Source organism: Candidatus Methylomirabilota bacterium (assembly GCA_035709005.1).
Taxonomy (GTDB): domain Bacteria; phylum Methylomirabilota; class Methylomirabilia; order Rokubacteriales; family CSP1-6; genus 40CM-4-69-5.
Map to the genome: position 1 here is coordinate 96,077 of DASTFB010000132.1, position 25,404 is coordinate 121,480.

At 68.4% G+C, this 25,404-nt stretch carries 23 protein-coding genes; 16 read left to right on the forward strand and 7 right to left on the reverse strand.

From position 1 onward, the window contains the following. Positions 1–278 precede the first annotated feature (278 nt). The 7 genes from VFR64_22340 to ftsH form a co-directional block, all read right to left on the reverse strand. A complete protein-coding gene (locus tag VFR64_22340) occupies positions 279–1,562 on the reverse strand; it encodes an MFS transporter (protein ID HET9492472.1) in 1,284 nt (427 codons plus the stop codon). A 476-nt stretch (positions 1,563–2,038) separates the two neighbouring features. Beyond that, entirely contained in the window at positions 2,039–3,139 is a 1,101-nt protein-coding gene (locus VFR64_22345; protein ID HET9492473.1) for an IS110 family transposase, read from the reverse strand. An 86-nt stretch (positions 3,140–3,225) separates the two neighbouring features. Next, positions 3,226–5,802 (reverse strand): ATP-dependent chaperone ClpB, encoded by a 2,577-nt coding sequence (clpB, locus tag VFR64_22350; GenBank protein HET9492474.1) that lies wholly within the window; start codon positions 5,800–5,802, stop codon positions 3,226–3,228. A gap of 5 nt (positions 5,803–5,807) precedes the next feature. Beyond that, complete coding sequence (locus VFR64_22355; protein ID HET9492475.1) at positions 5,808–6,854, reverse strand: DnaJ C-terminal domain-containing protein; 1,047 nt, start codon at positions 6,852–6,854, stop codon at positions 5,808–5,810. 128 nt (positions 6,855–6,982) lie between these two features. After that, the gene (locus VFR64_22360; protein HET9492476.1) at positions 6,983–8,212 is read right to left on the reverse strand and encodes an IS110 family transposase; all 1,230 of its coding nucleotides are present in this window, start codon (positions 8,210–8,212) and stop codon (positions 6,983–6,985) included. Between the two features lie 362 nt (positions 8,213–8,574). Then, on the reverse strand, positions 8,575–10,035 hold the full coding sequence (locus VFR64_22365) for a Do family serine endopeptidase (protein HET9492477.1): 1,461 nt from the start codon (positions 10,033–10,035) through the stop codon (positions 8,575–8,577). Further along, positions 10,032–11,942 carry an ATP-dependent zinc metalloprotease FtsH gene (gene ftsH, locus VFR64_22370; GenBank protein ID HET9492478.1) on the reverse strand — a complete coding sequence of 637 codons (1,911 nt, stop codon included), beginning with the start codon at positions 11,940–11,942 and terminating at the stop codon, positions 10,032–10,034. Before ftsH ends, VFR64_22365 begins: the two co-directional genes overlap by 4 nt. 104 nt (positions 11,943–12,046) lie before the next feature. On the opposite strand from ftsH, the gene VFR64_22375 reads away from it, so the two are divergent. From VFR64_22375 to VFR64_22450, 16 genes are all read left to right on the forward strand, one after another. Continuing rightward, positions 12,047–13,828 carry a cytochrome ubiquinol oxidase subunit I gene (locus VFR64_22375; GenBank protein HET9492479.1) on the forward strand — a complete coding sequence of 594 codons (1,782 nt, stop codon included), beginning with the start codon at positions 12,047–12,049 and terminating at the stop codon, positions 13,826–13,828. Further along, positions 13,829–14,626, forward strand: coding sequence for a c-type cytochrome (locus VFR64_22380; GenBank protein ID HET9492480.1), 798 nt, complete (start codon positions 13,829–13,831; stop codon positions 14,624–14,626). Next, the gene (locus VFR64_22385) at positions 14,623–15,372 is read left to right on the forward strand and encodes a cytochrome c (GenBank protein HET9492481.1); all 750 of its coding nucleotides are present in this window, start codon (positions 14,623–14,625) and stop codon (positions 15,370–15,372) included. Before VFR64_22380 ends, VFR64_22385 begins: the two co-directional genes overlap by 4 nt. Before the next feature lie 107 nt (positions 15,373–15,479). Then, on the forward strand, positions 15,480–16,937 hold the full coding sequence (locus VFR64_22390; GenBank protein HET9492482.1) for a c-type cytochrome: 1,458 nt from the start codon (positions 15,480–15,482) through the stop codon (positions 16,935–16,937). A 43-nt stretch (positions 16,938–16,980) separates the two neighbouring features. After that, positions 16,981–17,682 carry a hypothetical protein gene (locus VFR64_22395; protein ID HET9492483.1) on the forward strand — a complete coding sequence of 234 codons (702 nt, stop codon included), beginning with the start codon at positions 16,981–16,983 and terminating at the stop codon, positions 17,680–17,682. A 16-nt stretch (positions 17,683–17,698) separates the two neighbouring features. Beyond that, on the forward strand, positions 17,699–18,424 hold the full coding sequence (coxB, locus tag VFR64_22400; protein ID HET9492484.1) for a cytochrome c oxidase subunit II: 726 nt from the start codon (positions 17,699–17,701) through the stop codon (positions 18,422–18,424). Beyond that, positions 18,421–20,175, forward strand: a complete 1,755-nt coding sequence (locus tag VFR64_22405) for a cbb3-type cytochrome c oxidase subunit I (GenBank protein HET9492485.1) — start codon at positions 18,421–18,423, stop codon at positions 20,173–20,175. The genes coxB and VFR64_22405 overlap by 4 nt, the downstream gene beginning before the upstream one ends. Positions 20,176–20,204: 29 nt before the next feature. Continuing rightward, positions 20,205–21,077 carry a COX15/CtaA family protein gene (locus VFR64_22410; GenBank protein HET9492486.1) on the forward strand — a complete coding sequence of 291 codons (873 nt, stop codon included), beginning with the start codon at positions 20,205–20,207 and terminating at the stop codon, positions 21,075–21,077. Then, positions 21,074–22,051, forward strand: a complete 978-nt coding sequence (gene cyoE / locus VFR64_22415) for a heme o synthase (GenBank protein ID HET9492487.1) — start codon at positions 21,074–21,076, stop codon at positions 22,049–22,051. Before VFR64_22410 ends, cyoE begins: the two co-directional genes overlap by 4 nt. Further along, on the forward strand, positions 22,048–22,173 hold the full coding sequence (locus VFR64_22420; GenBank protein HET9492488.1) for a hypothetical protein: 126 nt from the start codon (positions 22,048–22,050) through the stop codon (positions 22,171–22,173). The genes cyoE and VFR64_22420 overlap by 4 nt, the downstream gene beginning before the upstream one ends. After that, on the forward strand, positions 22,170–22,850 hold the full coding sequence (locus VFR64_22425) for a cytochrome c oxidase subunit 3 (GenBank protein ID HET9492489.1): 681 nt from the start codon (positions 22,170–22,172) through the stop codon (positions 22,848–22,850). The genes VFR64_22420 and VFR64_22425 overlap by 4 nt, the downstream gene beginning before the upstream one ends. Further along, a complete protein-coding gene (locus VFR64_22430; GenBank protein HET9492490.1) occupies positions 22,847–23,098 on the forward strand; it encodes a hypothetical protein in 252 nt (83 codons plus the stop codon). The genes VFR64_22425 and VFR64_22430 overlap by 4 nt, the downstream gene beginning before the upstream one ends. Further along, positions 23,095–23,709 carry a cytochrome c oxidase subunit 3 gene (locus VFR64_22435; protein HET9492491.1) on the forward strand — a complete coding sequence of 205 codons (615 nt, stop codon included), beginning with the start codon at positions 23,095–23,097 and terminating at the stop codon, positions 23,707–23,709. Before VFR64_22430 ends, VFR64_22435 begins: the two co-directional genes overlap by 4 nt. Positions 23,710–23,721: 12 nt before the next feature. Beyond that, positions 23,722–24,060 carry a cytochrome C oxidase subunit IV family protein gene (locus VFR64_22440; protein HET9492492.1) on the forward strand — a complete coding sequence of 113 codons (339 nt, stop codon included), beginning with the start codon at positions 23,722–23,724 and terminating at the stop codon, positions 24,058–24,060. Positions 24,061–24,206: 146 nt separating this feature from the next. Continuing rightward, positions 24,207–24,497 (forward strand): DUF983 domain-containing protein, encoded by a 291-nt coding sequence (locus VFR64_22445; GenBank protein ID HET9492493.1) that lies wholly within the window; start codon positions 24,207–24,209, stop codon positions 24,495–24,497. Between the two features lie 212 nt (positions 24,498–24,709). Continuing rightward, positions 24,710–25,396, forward strand: a complete 687-nt coding sequence (locus VFR64_22450) for a carboxypeptidase regulatory-like domain-containing protein (protein ID HET9492494.1) — start codon at positions 24,710–24,712, stop codon at positions 25,394–25,396. The last annotated feature ends 8 nt before the right edge of the window (positions 25,397–25,404 follow it).

Below are 25,404 nucleotides of genomic sequence, written 5' to 3' on the forward strand. Positions count from 1 at the left end.
GGCGCGTAGAATTAACTTGAAAAAATAGAAAACATGAGTATTAATCCTAAAAAAATTATTCCTGACCGCCGGGTGATGATCATGGCAGAGTCCGGCCCCCCCATCCAGATGCATTCAGCGCGGCCGATGACGCTCTGGGCCTTCCTCTGGGACCGCCGGTGGTTCTGGCTCGGCCCCCCACTCGTGGTCCTGGGGTCGCTGCTGCTGATGATGCTGGTCGGTCGACCGTGGCCCTAGCCTGAGTCGCGGCGCTCCCAGCGACTGCCGAGCCGCGCCGGCTACGAGGTGGCCGGCGCCGGCGCGCCGGCCGGGGTCGGCCGGGCGGAGATCGGCTCCTCCCGGATGAGGAGGGCCAGGCCCGCGGCGAGGATCGCCATGACGGCGGCCGACACGAACGCGCTCGCGTAGCTGCCGGTCCACTCGAAGATCCAGCCGGCCAGGGCGGCGCCCAGAGCGGCGCCGACCTGATGCGCGAAGAAGATCCAGCCGGACAGCTCACCGACCGAGTATCGCCCGAAGATGTTCGCGGTGAGGGTCGTCGTGGGAGGCACCGTGGAGATGTAGTTGAGCCCGAACAGCGCCGCCCACAGGTGCAGCGACGGCACGTCCCAGACGTAGAGCAGGAACAGCAGGGACAACCCGCGCACGAAGTAATAGGTCGCCAGGGGGCCGCGTCGGCCGAAGCGGTCACAGAGCCAGCCCGAGCCGATCGTTCCGACGATGTTGAGAGCCCCCATCACCCCCAGCGCGGACGACGCCTGCAGCGGCGTGAAGTTGTGCTCCAGGGCGTGCGGCATGAAGTGGGTGAGGATCATGCCGTTCGAGGTGTAGCCGCAGACGAAGAACGTGGCCATCAGCAGCCAGAATTGCGGCCATTGAGCCGCCTCGGTCACCGAAACCCGGCCCGCCGCCTGACGGGCCGCGGCCTGGGCCGCGGTCGCTAGCGGCCCGCTGGAGCCATAGGGCCGGACGCCGCGCTCTTCCGGATTGTTGCGAACCAGCCAGGCGCCGACCGGCAACACCAGCACGAGGAGCCCCACGCCCAGCCAGAGGAAGCTGGAGCGCCAGCCAAAGAAAACCGTGAGGGCCGTAGCCAGCGGGATGACGACGAGCTGCCCGGCCGACATTCCACCGGCGGCCACGCCCATGGCCAGCCCCCGCCGGCTCTCGAACCAGCGGCTCACGACCGTGGAGCCGGTCGTCATGGCTACGCCCCCCGCGCCCAGGGCCATCAGGACACCGGCGGTCAGGTAGACGTGCCACAACTGCTGCACGAAGGCCGAGCTGATGGATCCGACGCCGAGGACGAACAGGCCCAGGACGATCACCCGACGCGGACCCCAGACGTCGGCCAGCCGGCCGACCCAGGGCCCGACCGCTCCCAGAAGGAGCAACGAGATCGCGGCGGCGCCCGAGAGCGCCCCGCGCGTCCAGCCGAACTCCGCCTCCATGGGCTTGATGTAGACACCGAACACGGCGCGCAGACCGGTGGACGCCATCATGGACAGCGTCAGCGCACCGAGGACCACCCAGGCCGGGTGCAGGGAGCGGGCGCGGCTCACGAGCTTGAGATGATATAGGACGACCGCCAGATTCAGACCGTTGTCAGACCTTGCGTGAATGGGGGTGGTTTGGAGGGGGGCAGGCTTCTGCCCCCCTCCAAGGCTAATGATGAGGTTTGGAGGGGCGCGTCTAGTGCCCCCTCCAAGCTGATATGGAAGGACCGGCCGTCAAGTGGGCTGATCACGTCGGTCCTGTTCCCGTTCGAGGACGAAGATGTTCCTGAGGGCGTCGGCGCGCGATCCCGAGGGGCGGCTTCGACGACGAATCAGGCTGATATGCGCGGATTGCCTGGGCAGAGCCGCATGACCGTGGTTCGTCGGGAGCTGCCTCTGTCTAAGAGCGCGAGTCGTCCGTGTCCGAGGGACCTGGCGTCGCATAGCTTGGGCGAGGGCTCTCCAATCGTGCCCCAGCGAGCCGTGGCCGACGCCGCCCAGGAAGCTCATTGGTCCAATACCCCCGGTGGCGGTCTCCAGCGTTATGCCACCTGGGTGCGCTGAGTCATGGCGGCCCAGATGAATCCAACCAACTCGCGTGCGACTGCTGCTACCGCGACGGGCGAGCGTTTGCCGTGGCCGACGAGATGGCGGTAGCGACGGTGGAGACGCTGTTGCGCGCGCCAGGCCTGAGCCACGACGGCGGACGGCTGGCCCTCAATGCGAAGCGCAAGGGCGCGCCCGACTGTGGGGCGGTGCCGATAGTGCCAGGCGGCCTCGACGAGAACCCGCCGAGCGTGACTGTTGCCGGCTTTGGTGAGCGCGCCTCGGCGCTGCGAGTCCCCGGAGGAATACTCGCTCGGCACCAGGCCGAGGTATGCCATGAGCTCGCGCGGCCGACGGAAGCGGGCGAAGTCGACGACTTCAGCGAGCAAGACCATGGCCGAGAGCGTGTCGAGGCCGCGGAAGCACCGCAGCCATCCCACGGGCTCGCGGTAGGGCTTCGTGGTGGCGAGCGCCTCGACTTCTTTGTCGAGCTCCGCCTGCCGCGCCAGCGCCTGCTCGAGCGTAAACAGGCTCGCCTCGAACGCGCGCTGCAGCGGCGGTTGCTCGAACTGCTGGCTCCGGATCCAGCGCCAGTGCGCCTGACTCCAGTTCTTCCCGGCCAGGTAGACTCGGCCGTGGCGCGCGAGGAGTTTCAGGACGCGGTGCCGCCAGCGCAGGACATCGCGTCGGACGTCGTCGCGACACCGGACGAGGTCGCGTCCGGCCTCCTCGGTCGCGTCGGGTACGTGGATCGCCGTGAGTTCCCCCGCCCGAAAGAGGCGGACGAGCTTGGCGGCGTCGCGCCGATCCGTCTTGACGCGCTGTCCCGGCCGGCGTGGCGTCAACGCCGGCGCGATGACATCGCACGCGACACCGAGCGCGGTGAGCCGGCGATAGAGATCGTAGCCGGACACGCCCGCCTCGTAGCAAGCCTTGACCGACCCCTCGCGCATCAGCCGCGTGAACAGGCGTCGGACGTGCTGGGGGTCGTTCGGAATCTCCCGCAGCTCCGGATTCGTGTCCAGCGGTCGCAGGATGCCTGCCACGATCCGTCGCTTGCTGTCGTCGAGGGCCACGTATGTAGTACCCTTCTCCATGACCGGCCTCCTATCGCCTGTGGCTCTGTTCCTGCGGGGAACAACCCACGACTATGCGATACGGCAGGCCGGTCCTTCCATATTGTCTAACGGAGGACGATCTGGTCGCCCTCCGCGTCCACGGTCACGGTGTCGCCCTCGGCGAACTCCCGCTCCAGCAGCTTGAGCGCCAGGGGATCCTGGACGAGCCGCTGGACGGTCCGCTTGAGCGGGCGCGCCCCGAACGTCGGGTCGTATCCCTCTCGGGCCAGCAAGGCCTTGGCCGCGTCGGTGACCTCGAGCTCGATCCGCTTCTCGCCGAGCCGTCGCCGCAGGTGGCCGAGCTGGATGTCCACGATGCGGCTGAGCTCGGCGCGGCCGAGGGGGCGGAAGATCACGACCTCGTCGATGCGGTTGAGGAACTCCGGACGCAGGGTCTGACGGAGCTCGGCCATGATCAGCGGCCGGACCTTCTCGGGCTGCTCGTACTCGCGGAAGATGTGAGCGCCGAGGTTGGACGTCATGATGACCACGGTGTTGCGGAAATCCACCGTCCGACCGTGGCCGTCGGTGAGCCGGCCGTCGTCGAGAAGCTGCAGGAGGACGTTGAAGACGTCGGCGTGGGCCTTTTCGATCTCGTCGAAGAGGATGACGGCGTAGGGGCGTCGCCGGACGGCCTCGGTGAGCTGGCCCCCCTCCTCGTAGCCGACGTACCCCGGGGGGGCCCCGAGGAGCCGCGCCACCGTGTGCTTCTCCATGTACTCCGACATGTCGAGCCGGATCATGGCGCGCTCGTCGTCGAAGAGAAACTCGGCCAGCGCCCGGGCCGTCTCCGTCTTGCCCACCCCGGTGGGGCCGAGGAACAGGAACGAGCCGATGGGGCGGTTGGGGTCGCTGAGCCCCGAGCGCGCCCGGCGCACGGCATTGGCCACGGCGCGGATGGCCTCGTCCTGCCCCACCACCCGCTGGCCCAACCGCTGCTCCATCTGCAGCAGCTTCTGGGTCTCTCCCTCCAGCAACCGGGTGACCGGAATGCCCGTCCACTTGGCCACCGTGGCGGCGATGTCCTCCTCATCGACCTCGTTGCGCACCATCGGTCCACCGTCCTGGGGCTGACCGGCGCGCGCCTCCAGCTCGGCCCGCTCCCGCTCCAGGCGCGGCAGGGTGCTGTACTGGAGCTCAGCCGCGCGGCTCCAGTCGGCGGCGCGCTGGGCCTCGGCCAGCGCGTGTTGCGCGGCCTCGAGGTCGGTCTTCACCCTGGTGAGCCGGTCCATGTCCGTCTTCTCGGCATCCCAGCGGGCCCGGAGCGCGGTGGCCCGCTCTTTCAGCTCGGCGAGCTCGGCGTCCAGACGGCTGAGCCGCTCGCGGGCAGCGGGATCGTCCGTGTCGCGGGCGACCGAGACCCGGTCGATCTCCAGCTGCATGATCCGGCGCTCGACGTCGTCCAGCTCCTGGGGCTTGGACTCCATGTGCATGCGGATGCGAGCCGCCGCTTCGTCCACCAGGTCGATGGCCTTGTCGGGCAGGAAGCGGTCGGCGATGTAGCGGTGAGAAAGTACAGCGGCGGCCACCAGCGCGGCGTCCTTGATCTTGACGTTGTGGTGGCGCTCGTAGCGCTCCTTCAGTCCGCGGAGAATCGAGATGCTGTCCGCCACCGACGGCTCCCGGACCATGACGGGCTGGAAGCGCCGCTCCAGCGCGGGGTCCTTCTCGATGTGCTTGCGGTATTCGTCGAGCGTGGTGGCGCCCACGCAGCGCAGCTCGCCCCGGGCCAGCGCGGGCTTGAGCATATTGGCCGCGTCTACCGCGCCCTCCGCCGCGCCCGCGCCCACGATGGTGTGCAGCTCGTCGATGAAGCAGATGATCTGGCCTTCCGCCTCGGTGATCTCCCGGAGCACGGCCTTGAGGCGGTCCTCGAACTCACCGCGATACTTGGAGCCGGCCACCATGGCCCCGATGTCCAGCGCGATGAGGCGCTTGCCCTTGAGGCCCTCGGGCACGTCCCCGGCCACGATGCGCTGGGCCAGGCCCTCCACGATGGCGGTCTTGCCTACGCCCGGCTCGCCGATGAGCACGGGGTTGTTCTTGGTCCGGCGGGACAGGACCTGGATGACGCGCCGGATCTCCTCGTCGCGCCCGATCACGGGATCGAGCTTGCCCTTGCGGGCCAGGTCCGTGAGATCCCGCGAATAGCGCTGGAGCGCCTGGTATTTCTCCTCGGGATTCTCGTCGGTGACCCGCTGGGAGCCCCGCACCTCCCGCAAAGCCTGGTAGACGTTCTCCGCAGTGACGCCGGCGGCGGTCAGGGCCTGCCCGGCGGCGCCGCCCCGGTCGTGGACGATGCCGACCAGCAGGTGCTCGGTCGAAACGTAGTCGTCTTGAAGTCGCGCTGCCTCGTCCTGGGCCCGCTCGAACACTTTTTCCAGACGGGGCCCGGCGTACTGGCCGCCGCCGCGCACCTTCGGGACCCGGCCCAGCTCGGCTTGCAGACGGCGTCGGATGGCCTCGGGCTGGGCGCCGAGCTTGCTCAGGATCGGCCCGATGGCCCCTTCCTGCTGGGCCAGCAGAGCCAGGAGCAGATGCTCGGGCTCGATCACCTGATGCTCGTGCTCGGCGGCGCTGGCGAGCGCCGCCTGAACGGCTTCGCGAGCCTTGACGGTGAACTTGTCGAATCGCGGCGGCATGGTCGTCAGCCCAAATAGGCTCGCGGGTTGTCGGTCCGCAGCGCCATGAGTTTCTGATAGAGCTCGCGCTCCGCCGGCGTTAGGTCGGCGGGCACCACGATCTTCACCTTGACCAGCTGGTCGCCGTGGCCGCCGGCCTTCACGCGGGGCATGCCGTATCCGGGAAGGCGGAACGTGCGTCCACTCGGGGTACCGGGCGGGATCTTCATGGAGATCTTGCCGCGGAGCGTGGGTACCTCGACGGACGCGCCCAGCGCGGCCTCCGGCGCCGTGATCGGCAGCTCGATCACCAGGTCGTCCCCGTTGCGCTCGTACAGCGGGTGCGGGGTGACGGTGACGCGCAGATAGAGGTCGCCGCGCTGACCGGGCGCGCCCACGCCCTCACCGGCGACCCGGACGCGTTGGCCGGTTCTGACCCCGGCCGGGATCTTCACGTCGAGCTGGCGCCGCGCGCGCTGCCAGCCCCGGCCGCGGCACGTCGCGCACGGCTGGCCGCCCACGTGGCCCGCGCCATGGCAGCTGGGACAGGGCTCGTCCACCTCGAGCGTGAACGTCTTCTGGGTTCCGTGGAACGCTTCCTCGAGCGTGATCTCGACGTTGGCCTGGACGTCCTGCCCGGCCGCGCGCCGGCGTCCCCCCCCGCGGCCGCCGCCCAGCAGATCTTCGACGTCGAACTCCACGCCGCCCCGCTGGGGGCCGCGCCCCATGCGGGCTCCGAGGTCGCCGAAGATCGTGCGGAAGAAGTCGGAGAAGTCGCCCAGGTCCGACCCGTACTCCACGCGGAAGCCGCCGGGACCGCCGGGTTCCCCACCCGGACGCTGGGCGTAACGCTGCCAGTCGGGACCGAGGCTGTCGTAGCGCTGGCGCTTCTCGGGGTCCGAGAGCACTTCGTAGGCCTCGTTGATCTCCTTGAAGCGCTCGCCGTCCTTGCCCTTGGCGACGTCGGGATGGTACTTGCGGGCGAGCCGCCGGTACGCGGACTTGATCGCCTTGTCGTCCGCCTTACGGTCGACGCCGAGAATCTTGTAGTAGTCCTTGAACTCCACCGCCATGCGCCGAAAACGCCGGCAATGAGCCGGCGTCCCTCAACGAAAGTGTAGCAGACGCCGTCAAAACCGCCGCCGCGAGCGCCGGCGGACAGTTTTGCTCAGTAGATCACCCGTCGGATCGGCCCTCGCGCTCAGGCGACGCGCTCGAGCGTGACGCGGTAGCCCTGGCGCTCAAGGGTAGCGACGGCACGGCGTGCGATGCGCTGCGCATGGCGACGGTCATAGTAGTCGGCTCCCGGTTCCTGATACGCAGTCTGTCGCGCGAGGACGTGGTAGCCGGTGACGAGGAGGGCGTGGGCGACCGCCACGACGGCTTTCTTGTGCCCCCGATGACGCATGACGCGGCGATAGCGGGCTCCGAACGCGCTGCCCCGCATGCGGATCGCGCCCAGCGCCGCTTCGGTCAGTGCCGTCCGGAGCCAGCGATTGCCCTTCCGGGTCTTGCCGGACCTATGTTTCCCGGCGCTCTCGTTGTTGCCGGGGCACAGGCCGGCCCAGCTCGCGACGTGGGCCGCGGTCGGGAAGACGGTCATGTCCACGCCAAGCTCGGCGATGAGCACTTCAGCGGTCTGCCGGCTGATCCCCGGGATGGCGTCGAGGCGTTCGAGGGCCTCCGCGAAAGGGGCAAGGAGCTCCTCCAAATGGGCGCTCAGCGTGGCGATCGCCTCGTCAAGGTAGTCGAGGTGCGCGAGCATCTGGCCGACCAGGAAGGCGTGATGGGCGCGAAACCGCCCGGCCAGCGCCTGGCGGAGCGCTGGCAACTTCTTGCGCAGCGCCCCGCGGGCGAGGTCGGCCAACACCGCCGGATCGGTCGTGCCGTGCACGAGCCCCTCGAGCATGGCCCGGCCCGACACCCCCAGGATGTCATTCGCGACGGCGGCCAGCTTGATGCCAGCGTCCTCCAGCGTCTTGTGCAGCCGATTGGCGTGCCGGGTTCGCTCCTGGATCACCGACTTCCGGTAGCGCGTGAGGTCGCGGAGTTCACGGATCGGGGCTGGTGGCACGAAGCTTCCCCGCACGAGCCCGTGCTCCAACACCTGCGCGATCCACGCACAGTCCTGGACGTCGGTCTTTCGCCCCGGGACGTGCTTAAGGTGAGCGGCGTTGACCAGCAGGCAAGTGAAGCCCTCCTCGAGCACGTAGTAGACCGGTTTCCAGTAGACCCCCGTGCTCTCCATCGCGACGTGCGTCACGCCCTGCGCCTCCAGCCAGTCGCGCAGCGCGAGCAGGTCGCCGGCGGTCGTGCCGAAAGTCTGGACGGTCTGGGTCCGGCGGCCACCCGGGCCGGGGGCGCGGACGCACGCCGCCACGGTGTCCCGGTGTACATCCAGGCCGCAGCACCGCTCGATGAGCTGCTCCATCTCGGCGCCTCCTTGGAGGATGTCGCCGGGGCCCGGAGGCGCGCTCTGCGCACGATTTTGCTCGGCGGGCTCGCAGCACCACTGCGGGGTTCCGAACGCGCCCACGCCAATTTCAGGCCGGACTCCGGGGTACCAAAAACCGGCGGCGTCTGCCGGACCCCGGCGCGCGGGCAGGATAGCCGATCTACATGCTGCGCGGGTGGGCGTACGGGCCCATGACTATTTCAGGCCGTGAAGCGCCAACGAACCGATCGGCTGTTCCGAGCGCCGGCTTTGCCGGCGCAATCCTTGGGGAGGCAGGCGCAAGCTGGCCGCCAGGCCCGCGGCGCCGTCGGAAGGGGGGCGAAGCCCCCCTCCGAGGGCTAATCCCGACCCGCCGTGAAGGCCACGTAGAGGGACATCGGGCCCCGTTGCAGGCGCAGCGTGAGCCGGTCGCCCTCCTTGACGTCCTTGGTGAGGCGCTCGAAGTCCGCCATGGACTGCACGGGCTTGCGGTTGATCTCGCGAATGACGTCGCCGCGCTGGATGCCGGCCTCGGCGGCGGGCCCGCCATCGTCGGTCCTGACCACGACGACGCCTTCGGAGGTCTTGAGGTTCAGCTGCCGGGCCAGCTCCGGGGTGACGGGCCGCACCTCGATCCCCAGCACCGACTGTGTCGGCCGGGACCCGCCCGCGCGGACTTCTCGCTCCTCAGGCGCCTCGCCGACCTTCACCTCGACCGAGCGCTCGCTTTGCTCGCGCCAGACCTTGACCTTGGCCGCCGCCCCCGGCTCGGTCAAGCCGACCGCGCGCTGGAGATCGCCGGGAGCCTCCATCTTCTTGCCTTGGAACTCCATCACGATGTCCCCCGAGCGCAGGCCGGCCCGGGCCGCCGGGCTGTCGGGGACGACGTCGGCGATGAGGACGCCCTTGTCGTTCTTGGCCCCGAACGACTTGGCCAGTTCCGGCGTGAGCGGCTGGATCGAAACGCCCAGCCAGCCCCGGCTGATCTTGCCCTTGGCCAGCAGCTCCGTAGAGATGCGCTTGGCCATGTTCGAGGGGATGGCGAACCCGATCCCCGACCCGCCGGCGACGATGGCGGTGGCGATGCCGATGATCTCGCCTTGCATGTTCACGAGCGGGCCGCCGGAGTTACCGGGGTTGATGGCGGCATCGGTTTGTAGAAACTCGTCGAAGGGCCCCTGGCCGATCTGGCGCGCCTTGGCGCTGATGATGCCGGCGGTGACGGTGGCCTGCAGCCCGAAGGGCGAACCGACGGCGATCACCCAGTCGCCGACCTGGGTCCTGTCGGAATCGCCCAGGCGGGCGGACGGGAAGCGGCCCTTGCCGTCGTCGAGGCGAAGCACGGCGAGATCCGTCTTCTTGTCCATACCGACCACGGTGGCCTTGTGCTTGTTGCCATCGAGGGTGATGACCTCGATCTCGGTGGCTCGCTCCACGACGTGGGCATTGGTGAGGGCGACCCCCGAGGGATCGATGATCACGCCGGAGCCTAGACTGCGCTGGGGGATGCGTTCGGGCGCCTCGCCGAAGAAGCGGCGAAAGAATTCCTCGCCAAAGAACTCCTCGAACGGGGTGCGCCCCAACATGCTGCCCCGACTCACGGTGTTGATGTTGATGACCGCGGGCTTGATCGCCTCGGCCACCTTGGCGAAGGTGCCGGTGGTCAGCGGCAGCTGCACGGGCAAGATCGGCGCTTCCAGCGGCGCTGCGGCGGCCGCCGGCCGCTCAGCCCGGCTCAGCGTGAACGCACCCAACCCTCCACCGACCAGGAACGCGGCGAGCAGCCCCGCCACGAATGTCCGCCATCTGACTTGCCTCATGCCCGGCCCTCCTCCAGCTTCTCGCCCGCCAGCACCCGGCGCAGCCGCTCGCCTTCCAGGGTCTCTACTCGCTTCAGTTCGGTGGCGGCTGCCACCAGGATCGCCTTCTTGGTGGTGAGGATTCCCCGGACCCGGTCGTGCGTGCGATCCAGGATCTCCCGCACCTCGGCGTCGATGATCCGGGCGGTGTCCTCGCTCCAGTCGCGCTCCCCTGCCCAGGGCATACCGGTTCCCTTGAGAAACAGGGGCGTGCGCTCGCCGAACGTGACGAGCCCTACGCGCTCGGACATGCCGTACTTCATGACCATGAGCCGGGCCAGATCGGTCGCCCGCTCGAGGTCGTTGTGGGCCCCGGTGGAGACCTCGCCGTACACGAGCTCCTCGGCCACCCGGCCCCCCAGCAGAACGGCGATCCGGTCCTCCAGCTCGCTCCGCGTCAAGAGAAACCGGTCCTCGGTGGGAAGCTGATAGGTCATGCCCAGCGCGGCGATGCCGCGGGGAATGATCGTGATCTTGTGCACGGGGTCGGCGTGGGCGACGGAGACCGCCACCAGGGCGTGCCCCATCTCGTGGTGGGCGACGATGTCACGCTCCTTGTCGGACAGCACCCGGCTCTTCTTCTCCAGGCCGGCCACCACGCGGTCGATGGCCTCCTCGAAGTCCGCCATCTCCACGGCGGCCTTGTCCTTGCGGGCGGCCAGCAGGGCCGCTTCGTTGACGATGTTGGCGAGGTCGGCGCCGGCGAAGCCCGGCGTCCGGGCGGCGATGACGGCCAGGTTGACGTCCGGGCCCAGGACGACGGCCCGAGCGTGCAATCGGAGAATGGCCTCGCGGCCCCTGACGTCGGGCTTGTCGACCACGATCTGGCGATCGAACCGGCCGGGGCGCAGAAGCGCCTGGTCCAGGACCTCGGGCCGATTGGTGGCGGCCATGATGATGACGCCCTTCGAGGAGTCGAAGCCGTCCATCTCGGCCAGGAGCTGGTTGAGCGTCTGCTCGCGCTCGTCGTGACCGCCCACGAAGCCGGTGGACCCGGCCCGCGACTTGCCGATGGCGTCCAGCTCGTCGATGAAGACGATGCAGGGCGCCTTGTCCTTGGCCTGTTCGAAGAGGTCACGGACCCGGGAGGCGCCCACGCCGACGAACATCTCCACGAACTCCGAGCCCGACAGGGTGAAGAAGGGGACGTCGGCCTCGCCGGCGACCGCGCGGGCCAGGAGCGTCTTGCCCGTGCCGGGCGGCCCGACCAGGAGCACGCCCTTGGGGATGCGCCCGCCCAGGCGCTGATACTTCTTGGGATTCTTGAGGAAATCCACGATCTCCACGAGCTCGGCCTTGGCCTCGTCGACCCCGGCGACGTCGTGGAATGTCGTCTTGAGCTCCTTGCGGTCGTAGATCTTGTGCTTGCTGCGGCCGAAGGAGAGCGCCTGGGTGGGCCCGCCGCCCACACGCCGCATCAGGAAGATCCAGATGCCGACCATGATCGCCAGCGGGATGATCCAGCCGAACAGCAGGTCTCGCCAGAAGGTCGTCTCGATGCGGCCGGCGAACTCGACCTTGTGCTGCTCAAGCTCGCGGAGCAGCCACTGATCGTCGACGCCGGGGATGCGCGTGACCGTGAACACCCGCGGCTCCTCGTCGCTGCCCAGCAGCTGGCGCAGCCGGTCCGAGGCCGGTGCGGCCTCGGGGGCGGGCAGGGCACCCGGCCGGGCCACACCGCGGATCTCGGTCTCCGTCAACGCGACCCGCTCGATCTGGCCTTGACGCAGGAGCTCCAGGAACTTCGACATCGACAGCTCTACCGTCCGGGGGGCGAGCAGCCACGACTGCAGCAAGGAAAGGACCAGGACGCCGACGAGCAGATAGACGAGGGAAAACTGCAGACGCTGGGATAGACGCGGCTTCATCGCGGCCCTGCTTGGATGCTAGCGCCGGGGGTGGGGCGTGTCAACGTCGCCACGCCCGTTTCTGCTTGACACATCAAGACGTTTGACCTACAACCGTCGCTGAAATGGCATGTGATCGGTGGAACAAGCTCGTCTGCCTCGCGCTGTTCGCCGCCGTCGTCCTGGTCCTCCTGGCAACGCTCAGCGCCGGCGCGCAGGACACCACCGGGGAGCCTGCCTACCGCAGTTTCCCGGTGCTGGGCTCCCGGCTCGCCGTGTGGGCGGTGGCTCAGCTGCACCTGAACTTCGCCGCCTTCATCCTGGGCGTGCCCATCTTCGCCGTCATCATCGAGATCATCGGCTGGCGCACCCGCGACGCGCGCTACGACTGGCTGTCCCACGAGTTCGTCAAGCTCACCTTCGCCGCCTTCTCGACCACGGCGCTGCTGGGAGCGTTGCTGCTCTTCCTCTTCGTCGGCTACTACCCGCGGTTCTGGACGTACATGACGTCCATCTTCTTCCCGACGTACTGGATCTACGCGCTGCTGTTCTTCGCCGAGACGTTCATCGTCTACCTCTGGTACTACGGCTGGGACTGGCTGAGCGGCCCCCGGAAGTGGATTCACGTCGGTCTCGGGGTGCTGGCCAACCTGGTCGGCACCTCCATCCTCGTCGTGGCCAACTCCTGGGTGACCTTCATGATCTCCCCCGGCGGCGTGAACGAGGCGGGGCAGCTCACCTCGCTGGGCGCGGCCATCAACAACTTCACCTGGATGCCCATCAACATCCACCGGCTGATCGCCAACATCGTGTTCGGAGGGACCATCGCCGGGGCCTACGCGGCCTTCAAGTTCCTCTCGGCCGAGACGGACGAGGAACGAGCCCGCTACGACTGGATGGGCTACGTGGGCAATTTCGTGGCTATCTCGGCGTTCATCGTCCTGCCCTTCGCGGGCTACTGGCTGGGCCGGGAAATCTACGCCTTCAACCAGACGATGGGCATCACGATGATGGGCGGCTTCATGTCGTGGCTGTGGATCGTGCAGGCCATCCTCATCGGCATCCTGTTCCTGGGCTCGAACTACTATCTGTGGCTGGGGATGGAGCGCATCCCCGGCTCGGAGCGCTACCGCAAGTTCGTCCCGCCGATGCTCTTCATCCTGGTCATCGGCTTCTTGATCTGGGCCACGCCGCGCTCGATGGTGGTGACGCTCGACGAGGCCCGGGCGATGGGTGGCACCCACCACCCCATCCTCGGATTCCTCGGCGTCATGTCGGCCAAGAACACCGTGGTCAACCTGATGATCCTCACGACGTTCTTGTCGTACATCCTCTATCGGCGCGCCAACCGTATCTCCACCCGGTCGTGGGCAGGCATGGCCATGGCCGTGCAGTGGGCGGCGTTCGGCGTGGCCGCCGTCATCGTCGTGTTCTACGGTGTCTACGGCTACTTCGTGGAATCCATGGTGCGCATCGGCTTCTCGGTCTATCAGGTGCTGGCGGTGCTGGCCTGCATCGTGCTCGTCATGGCCATCGACATCCCGCTCTTCCGCGGGGCCCGGTCCACCGGGACCATTCGCTGGGGCACGATCGCGGCCCGCTCACAGTACGTGCTGATCATTCTGGCCGTGACCTTCACCTGGCTGATGGGACTCATGGGGTTCGCGCGCTCGGGGATCCGCCAGCACTGGCACGTGTACGGCATCCTCCGCGATACCTCTCCCGAGGCGGTCACCCCGGCCCTGGGCTATGCCGCCAACGTCATCACGGTCATCACCGTCGTGTTCTTCGCGCTGGTCATGTTCATCTTCTGGCTGGGCGGGCTCGGGGAGAAGGGCAAAGCCAAGGCTCATGGCCAGGCCGCGGCGCCGGCGATCGCCGGCGGCAGCGACGTGCGCCCCTCCTGAATGCGGGTCCCGGTCGGCGTCAAGGTGGGAGCGGTCGGGCTGCTGGTCATGGGCTCGTACGCGGCCTTCAGCAATTCGATCCCCCAGATCGAATCCCGGCCGCCCCAGGAGCTGAAGCTGGAGGGGGGCAACGTCACCCCGGCCCAGCTCGTCAAGGCCGGGCAGGAGATCTACAAGACCAAGGGCACCTGCGAGGTCTGTCACCGCATCGGCCAGAAGGGGACCCGAGCGCCCGACCTGGCCGGTATCGGGTCGCGGGCCGCCCGAGCCAAGCCGGGCGCGAGCGCCAAGCAGTACATCATCGAGTCCCTGCTGAACCCCGGCGCCGTCGTGGTCGAGGGGTACCCGCCCATCATGCCCGCAGTTGATAAGCCTCCCATCGCCCTGAACCGCTCGGAGGTGTGGGCGCTGACGGCGTTTCTGCAGTCGTTGGGCGGGACCGTCGATGTCGCGCTCAACGACATTCCCGAAACCGTCGGCGCCGGCGGCACGGCCGGTGCGGCGCCCGAGGTGAAGATTCCCGGTGACCCCAAGGCCGGCAAAGCCGTCTTCATGGGCAAGGGCGGCTGTCTGGCCTGCCACAAGGCCGGCGACGTCCCGGGCACTCCGGTCGGGCCCGATCTGTCCCAGATCGCGCGGATCCAGACCCCCGACTACATCATGCGCAAGATCCTGGATCCCCGCGGCATGGGCACGGTGTCCGGCTTTCCGCCCGGGGTCATGCCGCCGACCTTCGGGCAGACGCTGACGGCAAAGGAGTACACGGACCTCGTGGCGTTCCTGCTCACGCTCAAATGAGCTTCCTGCGGTCCCGCTTCGTCCAGGCGGTCCTCATCCTGGTCCTGGCGGCCGTGCTCCTGCGCTATGGCATCCGGCCGCCCGCGCCCTGGAGCGTGTTCACGCTCTACATGGCCATCGTCTTCATGGGCGTGCTCGTCTTCGTGTCCGCCGACGCCGACTCCTGGCGCAGCTTCGTCCGTCCGCTATGGTCCGTGCTGGTCGACCGCGACAAGCGCTACCTCCGGTATGGCCTGATGATCGTGATCCCGCTGCTGCTCGGCTACTACGCGTACACGCAGGCGGCGGCCAGGCCGCAGGCCCCCCCCGAGCTGCGGGCCGTGCATCCGGCGCCGCCCGATTCGATCGACCTTCGCGGCAAGCCGTTCAACATCTCGGGCGCCGAGAACCCGTTGCGCAAGGACCAGGCGAGCTACGCCACGCACGTCGCCGCGGGGGCGGCGATCTACTTCCGCAATTGCATGTACTGCCACGGCGACAACCTGGACGGCCAGGGCCACTTCGCCCCGGGCTTCAATCCGCCGCCCGCGAACTTCCAGGACCCCGGCACGATCGCCATGCTCCAGGAAGCCTACCTGTTCTGGCGCATCGCCAAGGGCGGCCCCGGGCTGCCCAGCGAGTCGACGCCCTGGAACTCGGTCATGCCCGCCTGGGAGGACCGCCTCACCGAGGAGCAGATGTGGCAGGTCATCATGTTCCTGTACGACTTCACGGGTCAGCAACCCCGGCGATGGGAGTCGCATTGATGCTCTCGCGGGCGGCTCGGGGGGCGAAATGGAGTGGGGGGGCGATATGGAGCTGGGGGGCCCCGAAATGGCCCCCCAGACCCCCCCGTTCACGCGGCGATCGAGCCATGGGCTCGATCGCGCTGGCTACCGCCGTGATTGCATGGCTGCTGGCGGTTCCCGCGATGGCGGTCGCCCAGAAGGGCGATGCGGCGGCCGGCAAGGCGGTCTACGATCGCAAGTGCGCCGGTTGCCATGGCGTCAAGGGCGACGGCAGCGGGCCGGCCGCCGAGCTGCTGATGCCGCGGCCGCGGGACTTCACGTCGGGCGTCTACAAGGTCCGCTCGACGGTGAACCGGGTTCCCACCGACCAGGACATCTTCCGGACCATCACCGATGGCATGCCGGGCACCTCGATGCCGGGCTGGGCGGCGCTTCCCGAGCAGGATCGCTGGAACCTCGTCGCTTACATCAAGAGCTTCGCCGGGGACAAGCTGCAGGAGGCGCCCAGGAAGGCCGAGCTCCCGCCGGACGTCTCCCCGTCGCCGGCGTCTCTGGCGCGGGGCAAGGAGATGTTCGAGGCGATCGAGTGCCACAAGTGCCACGGCGTGGAGGGGCGCGCGGACGGCGTCTCCCGGGCCGAGCTGAAGGACGATTGGGGTCATCCCGTGAAGCCCGCCAACCTGAGCAAGCGGTGGACCTTCCGGGGTGGCGCCGGGCGAGTGGACGTGGCCATGCGCATGGCGGTGGGCGTGCTGGGCACGCCCATGCCGGCCTTCCTCGATGCCGTCGAGAAACCCGAGGACATCTGGCACGTCACCAACTACGTGCTGTCGCTGGGCCCCGAGGCGCCGCGCTACGCAACCCTCATCACGGTGGGCGCGGTGTCGGACGCGATTCCCGACGATCCGGCGGCCGACCTCTGGCGCACGATGGCCGGCCAGTCCATCCCGCTGATGGGGCAGGTGATCGTCGATCCTCGCAACTTCAATCCCGCTATCGACATGATCACCGTCCGCGCCGTCTACAACGAGCGAGAGATCGCGTTCCACCTCACCTGGGATGATCCGACGCCGTCGAAGCCGGACGGCAAGGAGACCTTCGCCGACGCCGTCTCGCTGCAGTTTCCTCCGGCGGCGGCGCCGGGCGGCGTGCGTCCCTATTTCCTGATGGGGGACGCGTCGGACGCTGTCTACCTGCTGCGCTGGCAGAGTGATCAGGGCGTGCTGGAGGTCGCGGCCAACGGGCCCACCAAGCGGCGCGCCCTGACCGGCGGCGAAGTCAGCGGCCGGGCCGTCTTCGACAACGGCCAGTACCGCGTCGTGATGAAGCGGTCGTTGGCCGCCAAGGACGCCGAACGGATCACGTTTCGGCCGGCCGAGTTCGCTCCCATCGCCTTTCAGGCGTGGGAGGGGGGCGCCGGGGAGACCGGGGCTCGGATGTCCCTGACATCGTGGTACTATCTGCGGCTGGAGGAGCCCCGGTCGAACGCTCGTTTCGTGGTACCACCCGTGGTGGCACTTCTCGCGCTGGGCGGCATGCTGCTCATCGTTTGGGCGGCGAACCGGCGCGGTCAACCTGCATAGTGTGGCCAGTTCATTCGTCCGATGGACGAAGGGAGGTAGGCACGTGATGCGCAGAGCATGGGTAGCATGTGCGGCGCTCGCCGTCATCGCCGGCGCGGCGATCCTGGGAGGCCAGCTCGCCCCCGCCACCGCCCAGGGCGGCGGCACCGTCGAGGTCGAGGTGAAGTACAACGGCGCCCCCGTCATCGAGAAGCTGAAGGTCAACAAGGACACCCAGGTGTGCGGGACCGAAGCCCTGGTGGAGAAGGTGGTGGTGGGATCCAACAAGGGGCTGGCGAACGCCGTGGCCTCGGTGCCCACCGCCAAGGGCGAGGCCAAGGCGGTCAAGGCCGTCATCGACCAGAAGGGCTGCAAGTTCGTTCCCCACGTCGTCGTTATGACGCCCGGGGACCTCGAGATCAAGAACTCGGATGGCGTGCTGCACAACATCCATACGTACTCGACCGCCAATCCCCCCATCAACAAGGCCCAGCCCAAGTTCAAGAAGGTGATGACGGAGAAGTTCGCGAAGCCCGAGGTCGTCAAGGTCACCTGCGACGTCCACAGCTGGATGCTCGGCTGGGTGGCCGTGGTGCCCACCCCCTTCTTCGGGGTCACCAGCGAGAGCGGCGTGGCCAAGATCGACAACGTGCCGGCGGGCAAGCACAAGGTCGAGGTCTGGCACGAGACGCTGGGCAAGCAAACCAAGGACGTCGAGGTGAAAGCCGGGCAGACGGCCAAGGTCAGCTTCGAGATGAAGAAGTAGAGAACGGGGAGAGCGCATGCTGAGCTGGTGGCTGCCGGAAAACGTCGCGACCTTCGGTGGGGAGATCGATTGGCTGTTTCACCTGATCTACTACATCACCGGGATCACCTTCATCCTGGTGACGGTCACGTTTCTCAGCTTCATCGTGATCTACCGCGACCGGCCGGGCCGGCGGGCCCGCTACACGCACGGCAACACGCCGCTGGAGATCGTGTGGACGGTGGTGCCGTCCCTGATCCTGGTGGTGCTGACGTTTCTGAGCGTGCCGGCGTGGTCCAAGATCAAGATGAGCCTGCCCCAGACCGACTTCGTGGTGCAGGTGACGGGCAAACAGTTCAACTGGCAGGTGACCTACCCCGGCCCCGACGGCCGGTTCGGCACGCCCGACGACAAGACGCTGCTCGACGAGATGCACGTGCCCGTCGGCAAGCCCATCCGGGTGAACCTCCGGTCCGAGGACGTGATCCACAGCTTCTTCGTGCCCAGCTTCCGCTTCAAGCAGGACGCCGTTCCCGGCCGCGAGATCCCGACCTGGTTCGAGGTGACCAAGCCCGGCAAGTACGAGATCCCCTGCGCCGAACTGTGCGGCTTCGGCCACTCCGGGATGCGGGCCTGGATCTACGTGCACACGGCCGAGGAGTACGCGAAGTGGGCCGCCGCCAACCTCGCCGCCCAGGCGCCCGTGGCCCAGACGGCGCAGGCGAAGCCAAGCGCCGCCAAGGGGGAGAGTGACAGACGATGAGCGCCACCAGCGTTTCCGCTCACGGGCACGCGACGCACGTAGGACACCACGAGCTCGGATTCTGGCGGACGTACGTCTTCTCGACGGACCACAAGATGATCGCGCGCCAGTTCCTCTTCCTGGGCCTGTTCATGATGATCATCGGGGGACTGCTGGCGCTGGTCGTCCGCTGGCAGCTGGCCTGGCCGGAAACGGCGGTGCCGGGCCTGGGCTGGCTGCTCACCGACACCGGCGGGGTGCTGGAGCCGGCCGAATACAACATGGCGTTCACCATGCACGCCACCATCATGATCTTCTTCGTGGTGATGCCGATCCTGGCCGGGGCCTTCGGCAACTTCTGCATCCCCCTGATGATCGGGGCCCGCGACATGGCCTTCCCGTTCCTCAACATGCTCTCGTTCTGGGCGGCGGCCGTGGCCGGCGTCCTCATGCTGTTCGGATTCTTCGTGGAGGGCGGGCACGCGGCCGCCGGCTGGACCTCCTACGCCCCGCTGTCGGCGGTCCCCGAGTACACGGGGACGAACTGGGGGCAGAACCTCTGGTGCATCAGCCTCTTCGTGCTCGGCGTCTCGTCGATGATGGGCTCCATCAACTACGTCACGACCATCATCAACATGCGGGCGCCCGGCATGAAGCTGTTCCGCATGCCGCTGGTGGTGTGGTCCCTGTTCATCACCGCCATCCTGCTCCTGCTGGCGCTGCCCGTCCTCACCTCGGGCGTGGCCATGCTGCTTTTCGATCGCACCCTGGGCACGAGCTGGTTCAAGCCCTCGGGCGGGGGCGAGCCCCTGCTCTGGCAGCACCTGTTCTGGTACTTCGGCCATCCCGAGGTCTACATCCTGATCCTGCCCGCCATGGGCATCGCCTCCGAGATCCTGCCCGTCTTCGCCCGCAAGCCGATCTTCGGCTACCACGCGATGGCGTTCTCCATGATCGGCATCGCGTTCCTCAGCTGGGTGGTCTACGGCCACCACATGTTCGTCAGCGGCATGAACCCGGCGCTGGGCATGTCGTTCATGGTCACCACGATGATCATCGCCGTGCCCTCGGCCATCAAGACCTTCAACTGGCTGGGCACCCTGTGGGGGGGCCGTATCCGGTTCACCGTGCCCATGCTCAACGCCCTGGCCTTCGTGTGGATGTTCGTCATCGGCGGGCTCAGCGGCATCTTCATGGCCTCCACCCCCGTGGACATCTACATCCAGGACACCTACTTCATCGTGGCTCACATCCACTACGTGGTCTTCGGGGGCTCCATCTTCGGGGCCTTCGCCGCCATCTACTACTGGTTCCCCAAGATGTTCGGCCGGCTGACCAACCCGTTGCTGGGCCATCTGCACTTCTGGGGGACCTTCGTGTTCTTCAACTTGACGTTCTTCCCCATGCACATCATCGGCGTGGGGGGCCAGATGCGGCGGATCTACAACCCGCTCCAGTACGAGTTCCTGCAGCACCAGCAGCACTGGAACGTGATCATCACCATCGGCGCCATCGGATTGGGCCTGTCCCAGATCCCGTTCGTCATCAACTTCTTCTGGTCGCTGTTCGCCGGGTCCCGGGCTCCCCACAATCCCTGGAACGCCAACACGCTGGAGTGGTCGGCGCCGTCGCCGCCGCCGCACCTGAACTGGGGGCCGACGCTGCCCACCGTGTATCGCGGCCCCTACGAGTACAGCTCCCCCGAGTCGAAGGAGGACTTCCTGCCCCAGTGGCAGCCGTCGCCGGGGCGCGTGGGGGCCGGGCGGCACTGAGCGGTGGACGTAGGAGTTCGAGCGGAACCATGACGGCCGCCCATCGGCTCGCCCTGCTCACGGGCGTGGCGACCCTGGTCCTCATCCTGGCCGGGGGCCTGGTCACCAACACGGGCTCGGCCCTCGCCGTCCCCGACTGGCCGACGACGTTCGGGCACACCATGTTCCTCTATCCCTGGTCCCAGATGGTCGGCGGCATCTTCTACGAGCACAGTCATCGGCTCGTCGGCTCGCTCGTCGGCCTGCTCACGCTGGCCCTGGCCGCGGCGCTGTGGCGGCTCGGGGGCCGCTGGCGGCTGGCCGGTGCGGTGGCGGTGATCGCGGTGGTGGTGCAGGGTGTGCTCGGCGGCCTCCGTGTGGTGCTGCTCCAGGACACCCTGGCGATCCTGCATGGCTGTCTGGCTCAGGCCTTCTTCGCGCTGGTGGCCGGGCTGGCGCTGGCCACCTCGCCCCGAGGCCGGCCGCCGATGACCTCGGTCGAGCCGGGGACCCGGACGGCGGCCTTCCTGGCGGCCGCGCTGGTGTTCGTTCAGATCGTGTTCGGCGCGCTCCTGACCCACGCCGGATGGCTGGAGATGCACCTCGTCGGCGCCCTGGCCGTCTTCGCCGTCGTGCCGATCGTGGCGGCGCGGCTGCGGCGAAGCGGCGACGCCGTCGCCGAGCCCGTGGCGGGCGGTCTGCTCGTGTTGCTGGTGGTACAGCTCGTCCTGGGTGTCGCCACGCTGGTGGCGCGGCTCGCGCCCGACGTCGTGCCGGCGCCGGCGCTCGGCCTGCTCTTGCCGGTGGCCCACCGGCTGGCCGGCAGTCTGATCCTGGCTGCCGCCGTCATGCTCACCCTGCGGGTGTGGTCGTCAGTGCGGCAGGCCTCGAACCTCACGGAAGCGGTGGGGACCGCCGCATGAGCGACGTCGCCCTTGTTCGGGCGCGGGCTTTGCCCGCGCGAGCTGGTCTGGGGGAGGCCTCGGAGGGGGCCGTCCAGGCCCCCTCCGACCAAATCGTCACCCTCGCCGCGCGCGACCGGCGCCAGGTGATGGCGGATCTGATCGCCCTCACGAAGCCCCGGGTCGTGGTCATGGTCCTGGTGACGACGCTGGTCGGCTACTATGTCGCCCTCACCGGCCCGGCCGACTGGGGGCGCGTCCTGCACCTGGTGCTCGGCACGCTACTGTCCGCGGCGGGAACCCTGGCCCTGAACCAGTACTGGGAACGGGACGTCGACGCCCGGATGGAGCGCACGCGGAGCCGACCGCTTCCCGACGGTCGACTCCAGCCGCTGGAGGCCCTCGCGTTCGGCGGAGCGATCACGCTGGCCGGGGTGGCCTACCTGGCCGCGCTCGTCAACGTGGTGGTGGCGGCGACCACCATCGCCACCGTCGTGCTCTACCTGTTCGCCTACACGCCGCTGAAGCTCCGCACGGCGCTGTGCACGGTGGTGGGTGCCGTGCCCGGTGCCCTGCCTCCGGTGAGCGGCTGGGTGGCGGCTCGGGACGAGCTCGGGCTGGGTGCGGCCTTGCTCTTCGGCATTCTCTTCCTCTGGCAGCTGCCCCACACCCTGGCCATCGCGCGGCTCTATCAGGCGGACTACGCGCGCGCCGGAGTGCGGGTGCTGCCGGTGGTCGACCGGAGCGGGACCAGCACCGAGCGGCAGATCGTCACGGCGTGTCTGGGCCTCCTGGCAGTCAGTCTTTTGCCCACGCTCGTTGGCCTGGCCGGGCCCGTCTACTTCCTGGGCGCCCTGTGCCTCGGGCTGCTGTTCTCGTGGCTGGGCGTGCTGCAGGCGCTGGAGCCGACGGCCCGGGCGGCCCGCCGGGTGCTGCTGGCCTCGCTCCTCTACCTGCCGGCCATCCTGGCGTTGCTGGCCCTGGACAAGTCATGAGCCTTCCGGCGAGGTTCACCGGGGACGAGTTGCGGGGGCGCAACCGACGGGTCGCGCGGGTGCTGCTCCTCATCATGGGCGCCCTGGCCACGGCCGCCCTCCTGGTAGGGATCCGCTGGTGAGCACCGTCCTCGAGACGCCGCCGCCTCGCCGGATCCGCCCGTCCCGGGGAGACGGCCGGCTGCCGCCGACTCTGCCGTCGACGGGGGGCGACGACGGTCGCGACGGTGACCCGTCGCCGCGGCGGATCGGGTTGGACAACGCGATCCTGGCCACCGTCTTCCTGATCGCCGCGGAGGTGATGTTCTTTGCCGGGCTGGTCTCGGCCTTCTGGGTGCTGCGCCTTGGCGCCCCGGTCTGGCCGCCGCCCCTGCAACCGCGTCTGCCGGTGGGGATCACCGGCGTGAACACGCTGGTGCTGCTCGGCTCCAGCGTGGCCGTGGTCGCCGCGATGCGGATGTTCCGTGACAGTCGGCGCCGGGCCGCGGTGCGGAGGCTGCAGCTGGCGGGAACCCTGGGTGGGCTCTTCCTGGTCGTCCAGGGGTACGAGTGGCTGCGCCTCATCGGATTCGGCCTGACGATGTCCTCCAGCACCTACGGGGCGGCCTTCTACACGCTCATCGGCGCCCACGGCGTCCACGTGCTGGCCGCCCTGAGCTGGCTCAGCGTCACGCTGCTGCTGCTGGCCCGCGGCCGGTTCGCCGATGAACACATGGCCGGGGTGCGGGCCTGCGCCCTGTACTGGCACTTCGTGGTGGCGCTGTGGCCGATCCTGTACGTCTCGGTGTATCTGTCGTGAAGCTCGCCGGCCGGGTGATCCTCGTCACGCTCATCCTGGCGCTGGCCCCGGCGATCGCGCTCGCCTGCCCGGGGTGTCTGAGCTCCGCCTACGGAGACCGGACGTTCAACTGGGCGTTCATCGGACTGTTGATCATGCCGTTCGTCGTGGCCGCCGCCATCGGCGGCATCTTCGCCTACGCTTACCTGCGCTCGCGGTCGCGGCGTGCCGGGCTGCCGGGCGACTACCAACCAGAGGAGACGACATGAGCCAGGTGGCTGTGCACTCGGCCGTCGAGCCGGCCGAGACCCCGCTCACGCCGGAGAGCTGGGGAAAGCTAGGGATGTGGATCTTCCTGGTCGGCGACGCCGTAGGCTTCGGCGTCCTGCTGGCCTCCTATGGGGCCATGCGGGCTACCAGTGGGGACTGGCCCAGCCCCTACGAAGTGCTGGGCATCAATCTGACGGCGTTCATGACGTTCCTGCTCATCTGCTCCAGCGTGACGATGGTGAAGGCGCTGGAATGGCTCGGTCGCGGCGATCGCATCCGGGCCCGCATGTTCCTGGCCTACACGGCGATCGGCGGCGCCATCTTCGTGGGCCTGCAGGCCTACGAGTGGTCGAAGCTGATCCACGAGGGGCTGCACATCAACGGCAATCCTTGGGGCTCGAGCCTGTTCGGGACGTCGTTCTTCCTCATCACCGGCTTCCACGGCCTGCACGTGACTGGCGGCGTGCTCTACCTGCTCGCCATGATCCGGTATGTCACCAACCGGCCCGATCCCATGGCCAGCTACAACGCCGTGGAGATCGCCGGGCTCTACTGGCACTTCGTCGACCTCGTCTGGATCATGGTGTTCACCTTCATGTACCTGCTCTAGGGGGCGGAAGCGATGGCGGCGACGACGGCAGAAGCCCACAAGCACCCCAACTACATGACGATCTTCTGGTGGCTCGCGGCCCTGACGGTCATCGAGCTGCTGGTGATCTTCCTGCCGCTGGCCAAGTTCACCATCGGCGTGCTGCTGGTGGGCCTGGCTCTGGGCAAGGCCGCGCTCGTCGCCATGTACTTCATGCACCTGCGCTTCGAGGCGCGAACCATGGGGCTCATCGCCGTCACGCCCCTGGCCATCGCCACGCTCCTGGTCTTCCTGCTCCTGCCCGACGGGCTCGCCGTCGACCACAAGAGCTTCACGAAGAAGCCCGCGACCTCGGCGCCTGCCCAGCACTGACGTGAACCGTGCCGGCCGAGCCGTTGCTGACCCGGGCTGCCCGGATCGCCGGACGGGCAGTGCGCCTGCGCTGTCCGCGTTGTGGGCAGACGCCGTTGTTCCCGGGCGCGCCACCCACCCCGCGGCCGGGGAGTTGGGGACGAGCCGTGCGGAGACGGCTCGGGGGCTGGCTGGCCATGGAATCGCAGTGCGGGCTCTGCGGACTGCGCTACGAGCGGGCGCAGGGCTTCTTCGTGGGCGCCATCTACGTCAACTACGCGGCGACCACGGGCATCGTCATCGCCGGCTACTTCGTGCTGCGGGCGTGGGCGGATCTGTCGACGGCGGTGCAGTTCGCCATCTGGGTCCCCTTTCTGCTGGTCTTCCCGTTCTGGTTCTTCCGGTGGAGTCGCAGCGTCTGGCTGGGGCTCGTGTACTTCGTGAGCCCGGAGGCATGAGGGTAGTCGCGGAGAAGGGACGTTGCGACTCTGACCACGTGAGCGAGCGTCCGGTGCGGGTCATTCCGGCGGGGCACGGGCGTGGCGCTAGCCCGGGTGCCCGTGCCCTGTTCAATAGACGGACGCTCGCCCGCCTGACGAGAGTCGTGACTGCGGTTCTTGCGCTTGCATTCTTTGCGACGCCCGTGGCTGCGGCGTACGAGGAGATCGCGGTGCCGGACGGGGCAACCGTCAGCGGCGTCGTGCGCTTCGTGGGGACGCCGCCCAGGCTGGAGCCGATCCGGGTCAACAAGAACCGCGAGGTGTGCGGCACGTCGAAGGACTCGGAGGCGCTGATGGTCGGCCCGACCGGGGGCGTGCAGGGCAGCGTGATCCGGATCGAAGGGATCGCCCGGGGCAAGAAGCCGGACGGCGAGCTTCTCATCGACAATCACAGATGCCTGTTCGTGCCTCACGTGAGCGCTCTCATGGCCGGCACCCGGGCCCGGGTGCGGAACTCGGACCCGGTCCTGCACAACACGCACGGCTTCCACACGGTGGGCGCCGGCCGGCAGACGGTATTCAACCTGGCCTTGCCCAGCGCGGGCCAGGTGATCGACATCACGAGAAAGCTCACGAAGCCCGGTCCCGTGCGGGTCCTGTGCGACGCGCACCCCCACATGTTCGCCTGGGTCTACGTCCACACCACCCCCTACGTCGCGATCAGCGACGCGCGAGGCGCGTACCGCATCGACGGCGTGCCCGCGGGCACGTACCGCGTCACGATGTGGCACGAAGGCTTCCGGCCCACGGCGGTCGACAAGGACGGTCGCCCCGTCTACGACGAGCCCAGGGTCACCACCAAAGAGGTCACGGTCGCACCGGGCGCCACGGCGACGGTCGATTTTGAATTGAAGTAGGTACGCCA

What these genes read in the sequence shown, in the direction of transcription:
- VFR64_22345 (HET9492473.1), bottom strand. Translation starts at nt 3,139, where the DNA reads ATGGAGAAGGGTACTACATACGTGGCCCTCGACGACAGCAAGCGACGG.
- clpB (HET9492474.1), bottom strand. Translation starts at nt 5,802, where the DNA reads ATGCCGCCGCGATTCGACAAGTTCACCGTCAAGGCTCGCGAAGCCGTT.
- VFR64_22355 (HET9492475.1), bottom strand. Translation starts at nt 6,854, where the DNA reads ATGGCGGTGGAGTTCAAGGACTACTACAAGATTCTCGGCGTCGACCGT.
- VFR64_22360 (HET9492476.1), bottom strand. Translation starts at nt 8,212, where the DNA reads ATGGAGCAGCTCATCGAGCGGTGCTGCGGCCTGGATGTACACCGGGAC.
- VFR64_22365 (HET9492477.1), bottom strand. Translation starts at nt 10,035, where the DNA reads ATGAGGCAAGTCAGATGGCGGACATTCGTGGCGGGGCTGCTCGCCGCG.
- ftsH (HET9492478.1), bottom strand. Translation starts at nt 11,942, where the DNA reads ATGAAGCCGCGTCTATCCCAGCGTCTGCAGTTTTCCCTCGTCTATCTG.
- VFR64_22375 (HET9492479.1), top strand. Translation starts at nt 12,047, where the DNA reads ATGGCATGTGATCGGTGGAACAAGCTCGTCTGCCTCGCGCTGTTCGCC.
- VFR64_22380 (HET9492480.1), top strand. Translation starts at nt 13,829, where the DNA reads ATGCGGGTCCCGGTCGGCGTCAAGGTGGGAGCGGTCGGGCTGCTGGTC.
- VFR64_22385 (HET9492481.1), top strand. Translation starts at nt 14,623, where the DNA reads ATGAGCTTCCTGCGGTCCCGCTTCGTCCAGGCGGTCCTCATCCTGGTC.
- VFR64_22390 (HET9492482.1), top strand. Translation starts at nt 15,480, where the DNA reads ATGGGCTCGATCGCGCTGGCTACCGCCGTGATTGCATGGCTGCTGGCG.
- coxB (HET9492484.1), top strand. Translation starts at nt 17,699, where the DNA reads ATGCTGAGCTGGTGGCTGCCGGAAAACGTCGCGACCTTCGGTGGGGAG.
- VFR64_22405 (HET9492485.1), top strand. Translation starts at nt 18,421, where the DNA reads ATGAGCGCCACCAGCGTTTCCGCTCACGGGCACGCGACGCACGTAGGA.
- VFR64_22410 (HET9492486.1), top strand. Translation starts at nt 20,205, where the DNA reads ATGACGGCCGCCCATCGGCTCGCCCTGCTCACGGGCGTGGCGACCCTG.
- cyoE (HET9492487.1), top strand. Translation starts at nt 21,074, where the DNA reads ATGAGCGACGTCGCCCTTGTTCGGGCGCGGGCTTTGCCCGCGCGAGCT.
- VFR64_22420 (HET9492488.1), top strand. Translation starts at nt 22,048, where the DNA reads ATGAGCCTTCCGGCGAGGTTCACCGGGGACGAGTTGCGGGGGCGCAAC.
- VFR64_22435 (HET9492491.1), top strand. Translation starts at nt 23,095, where the DNA reads ATGAGCCAGGTGGCTGTGCACTCGGCCGTCGAGCCGGCCGAGACCCCG.
- VFR64_22440 (HET9492492.1), top strand. Translation starts at nt 23,722, where the DNA reads ATGGCGGCGACGACGGCAGAAGCCCACAAGCACCCCAACTACATGACG.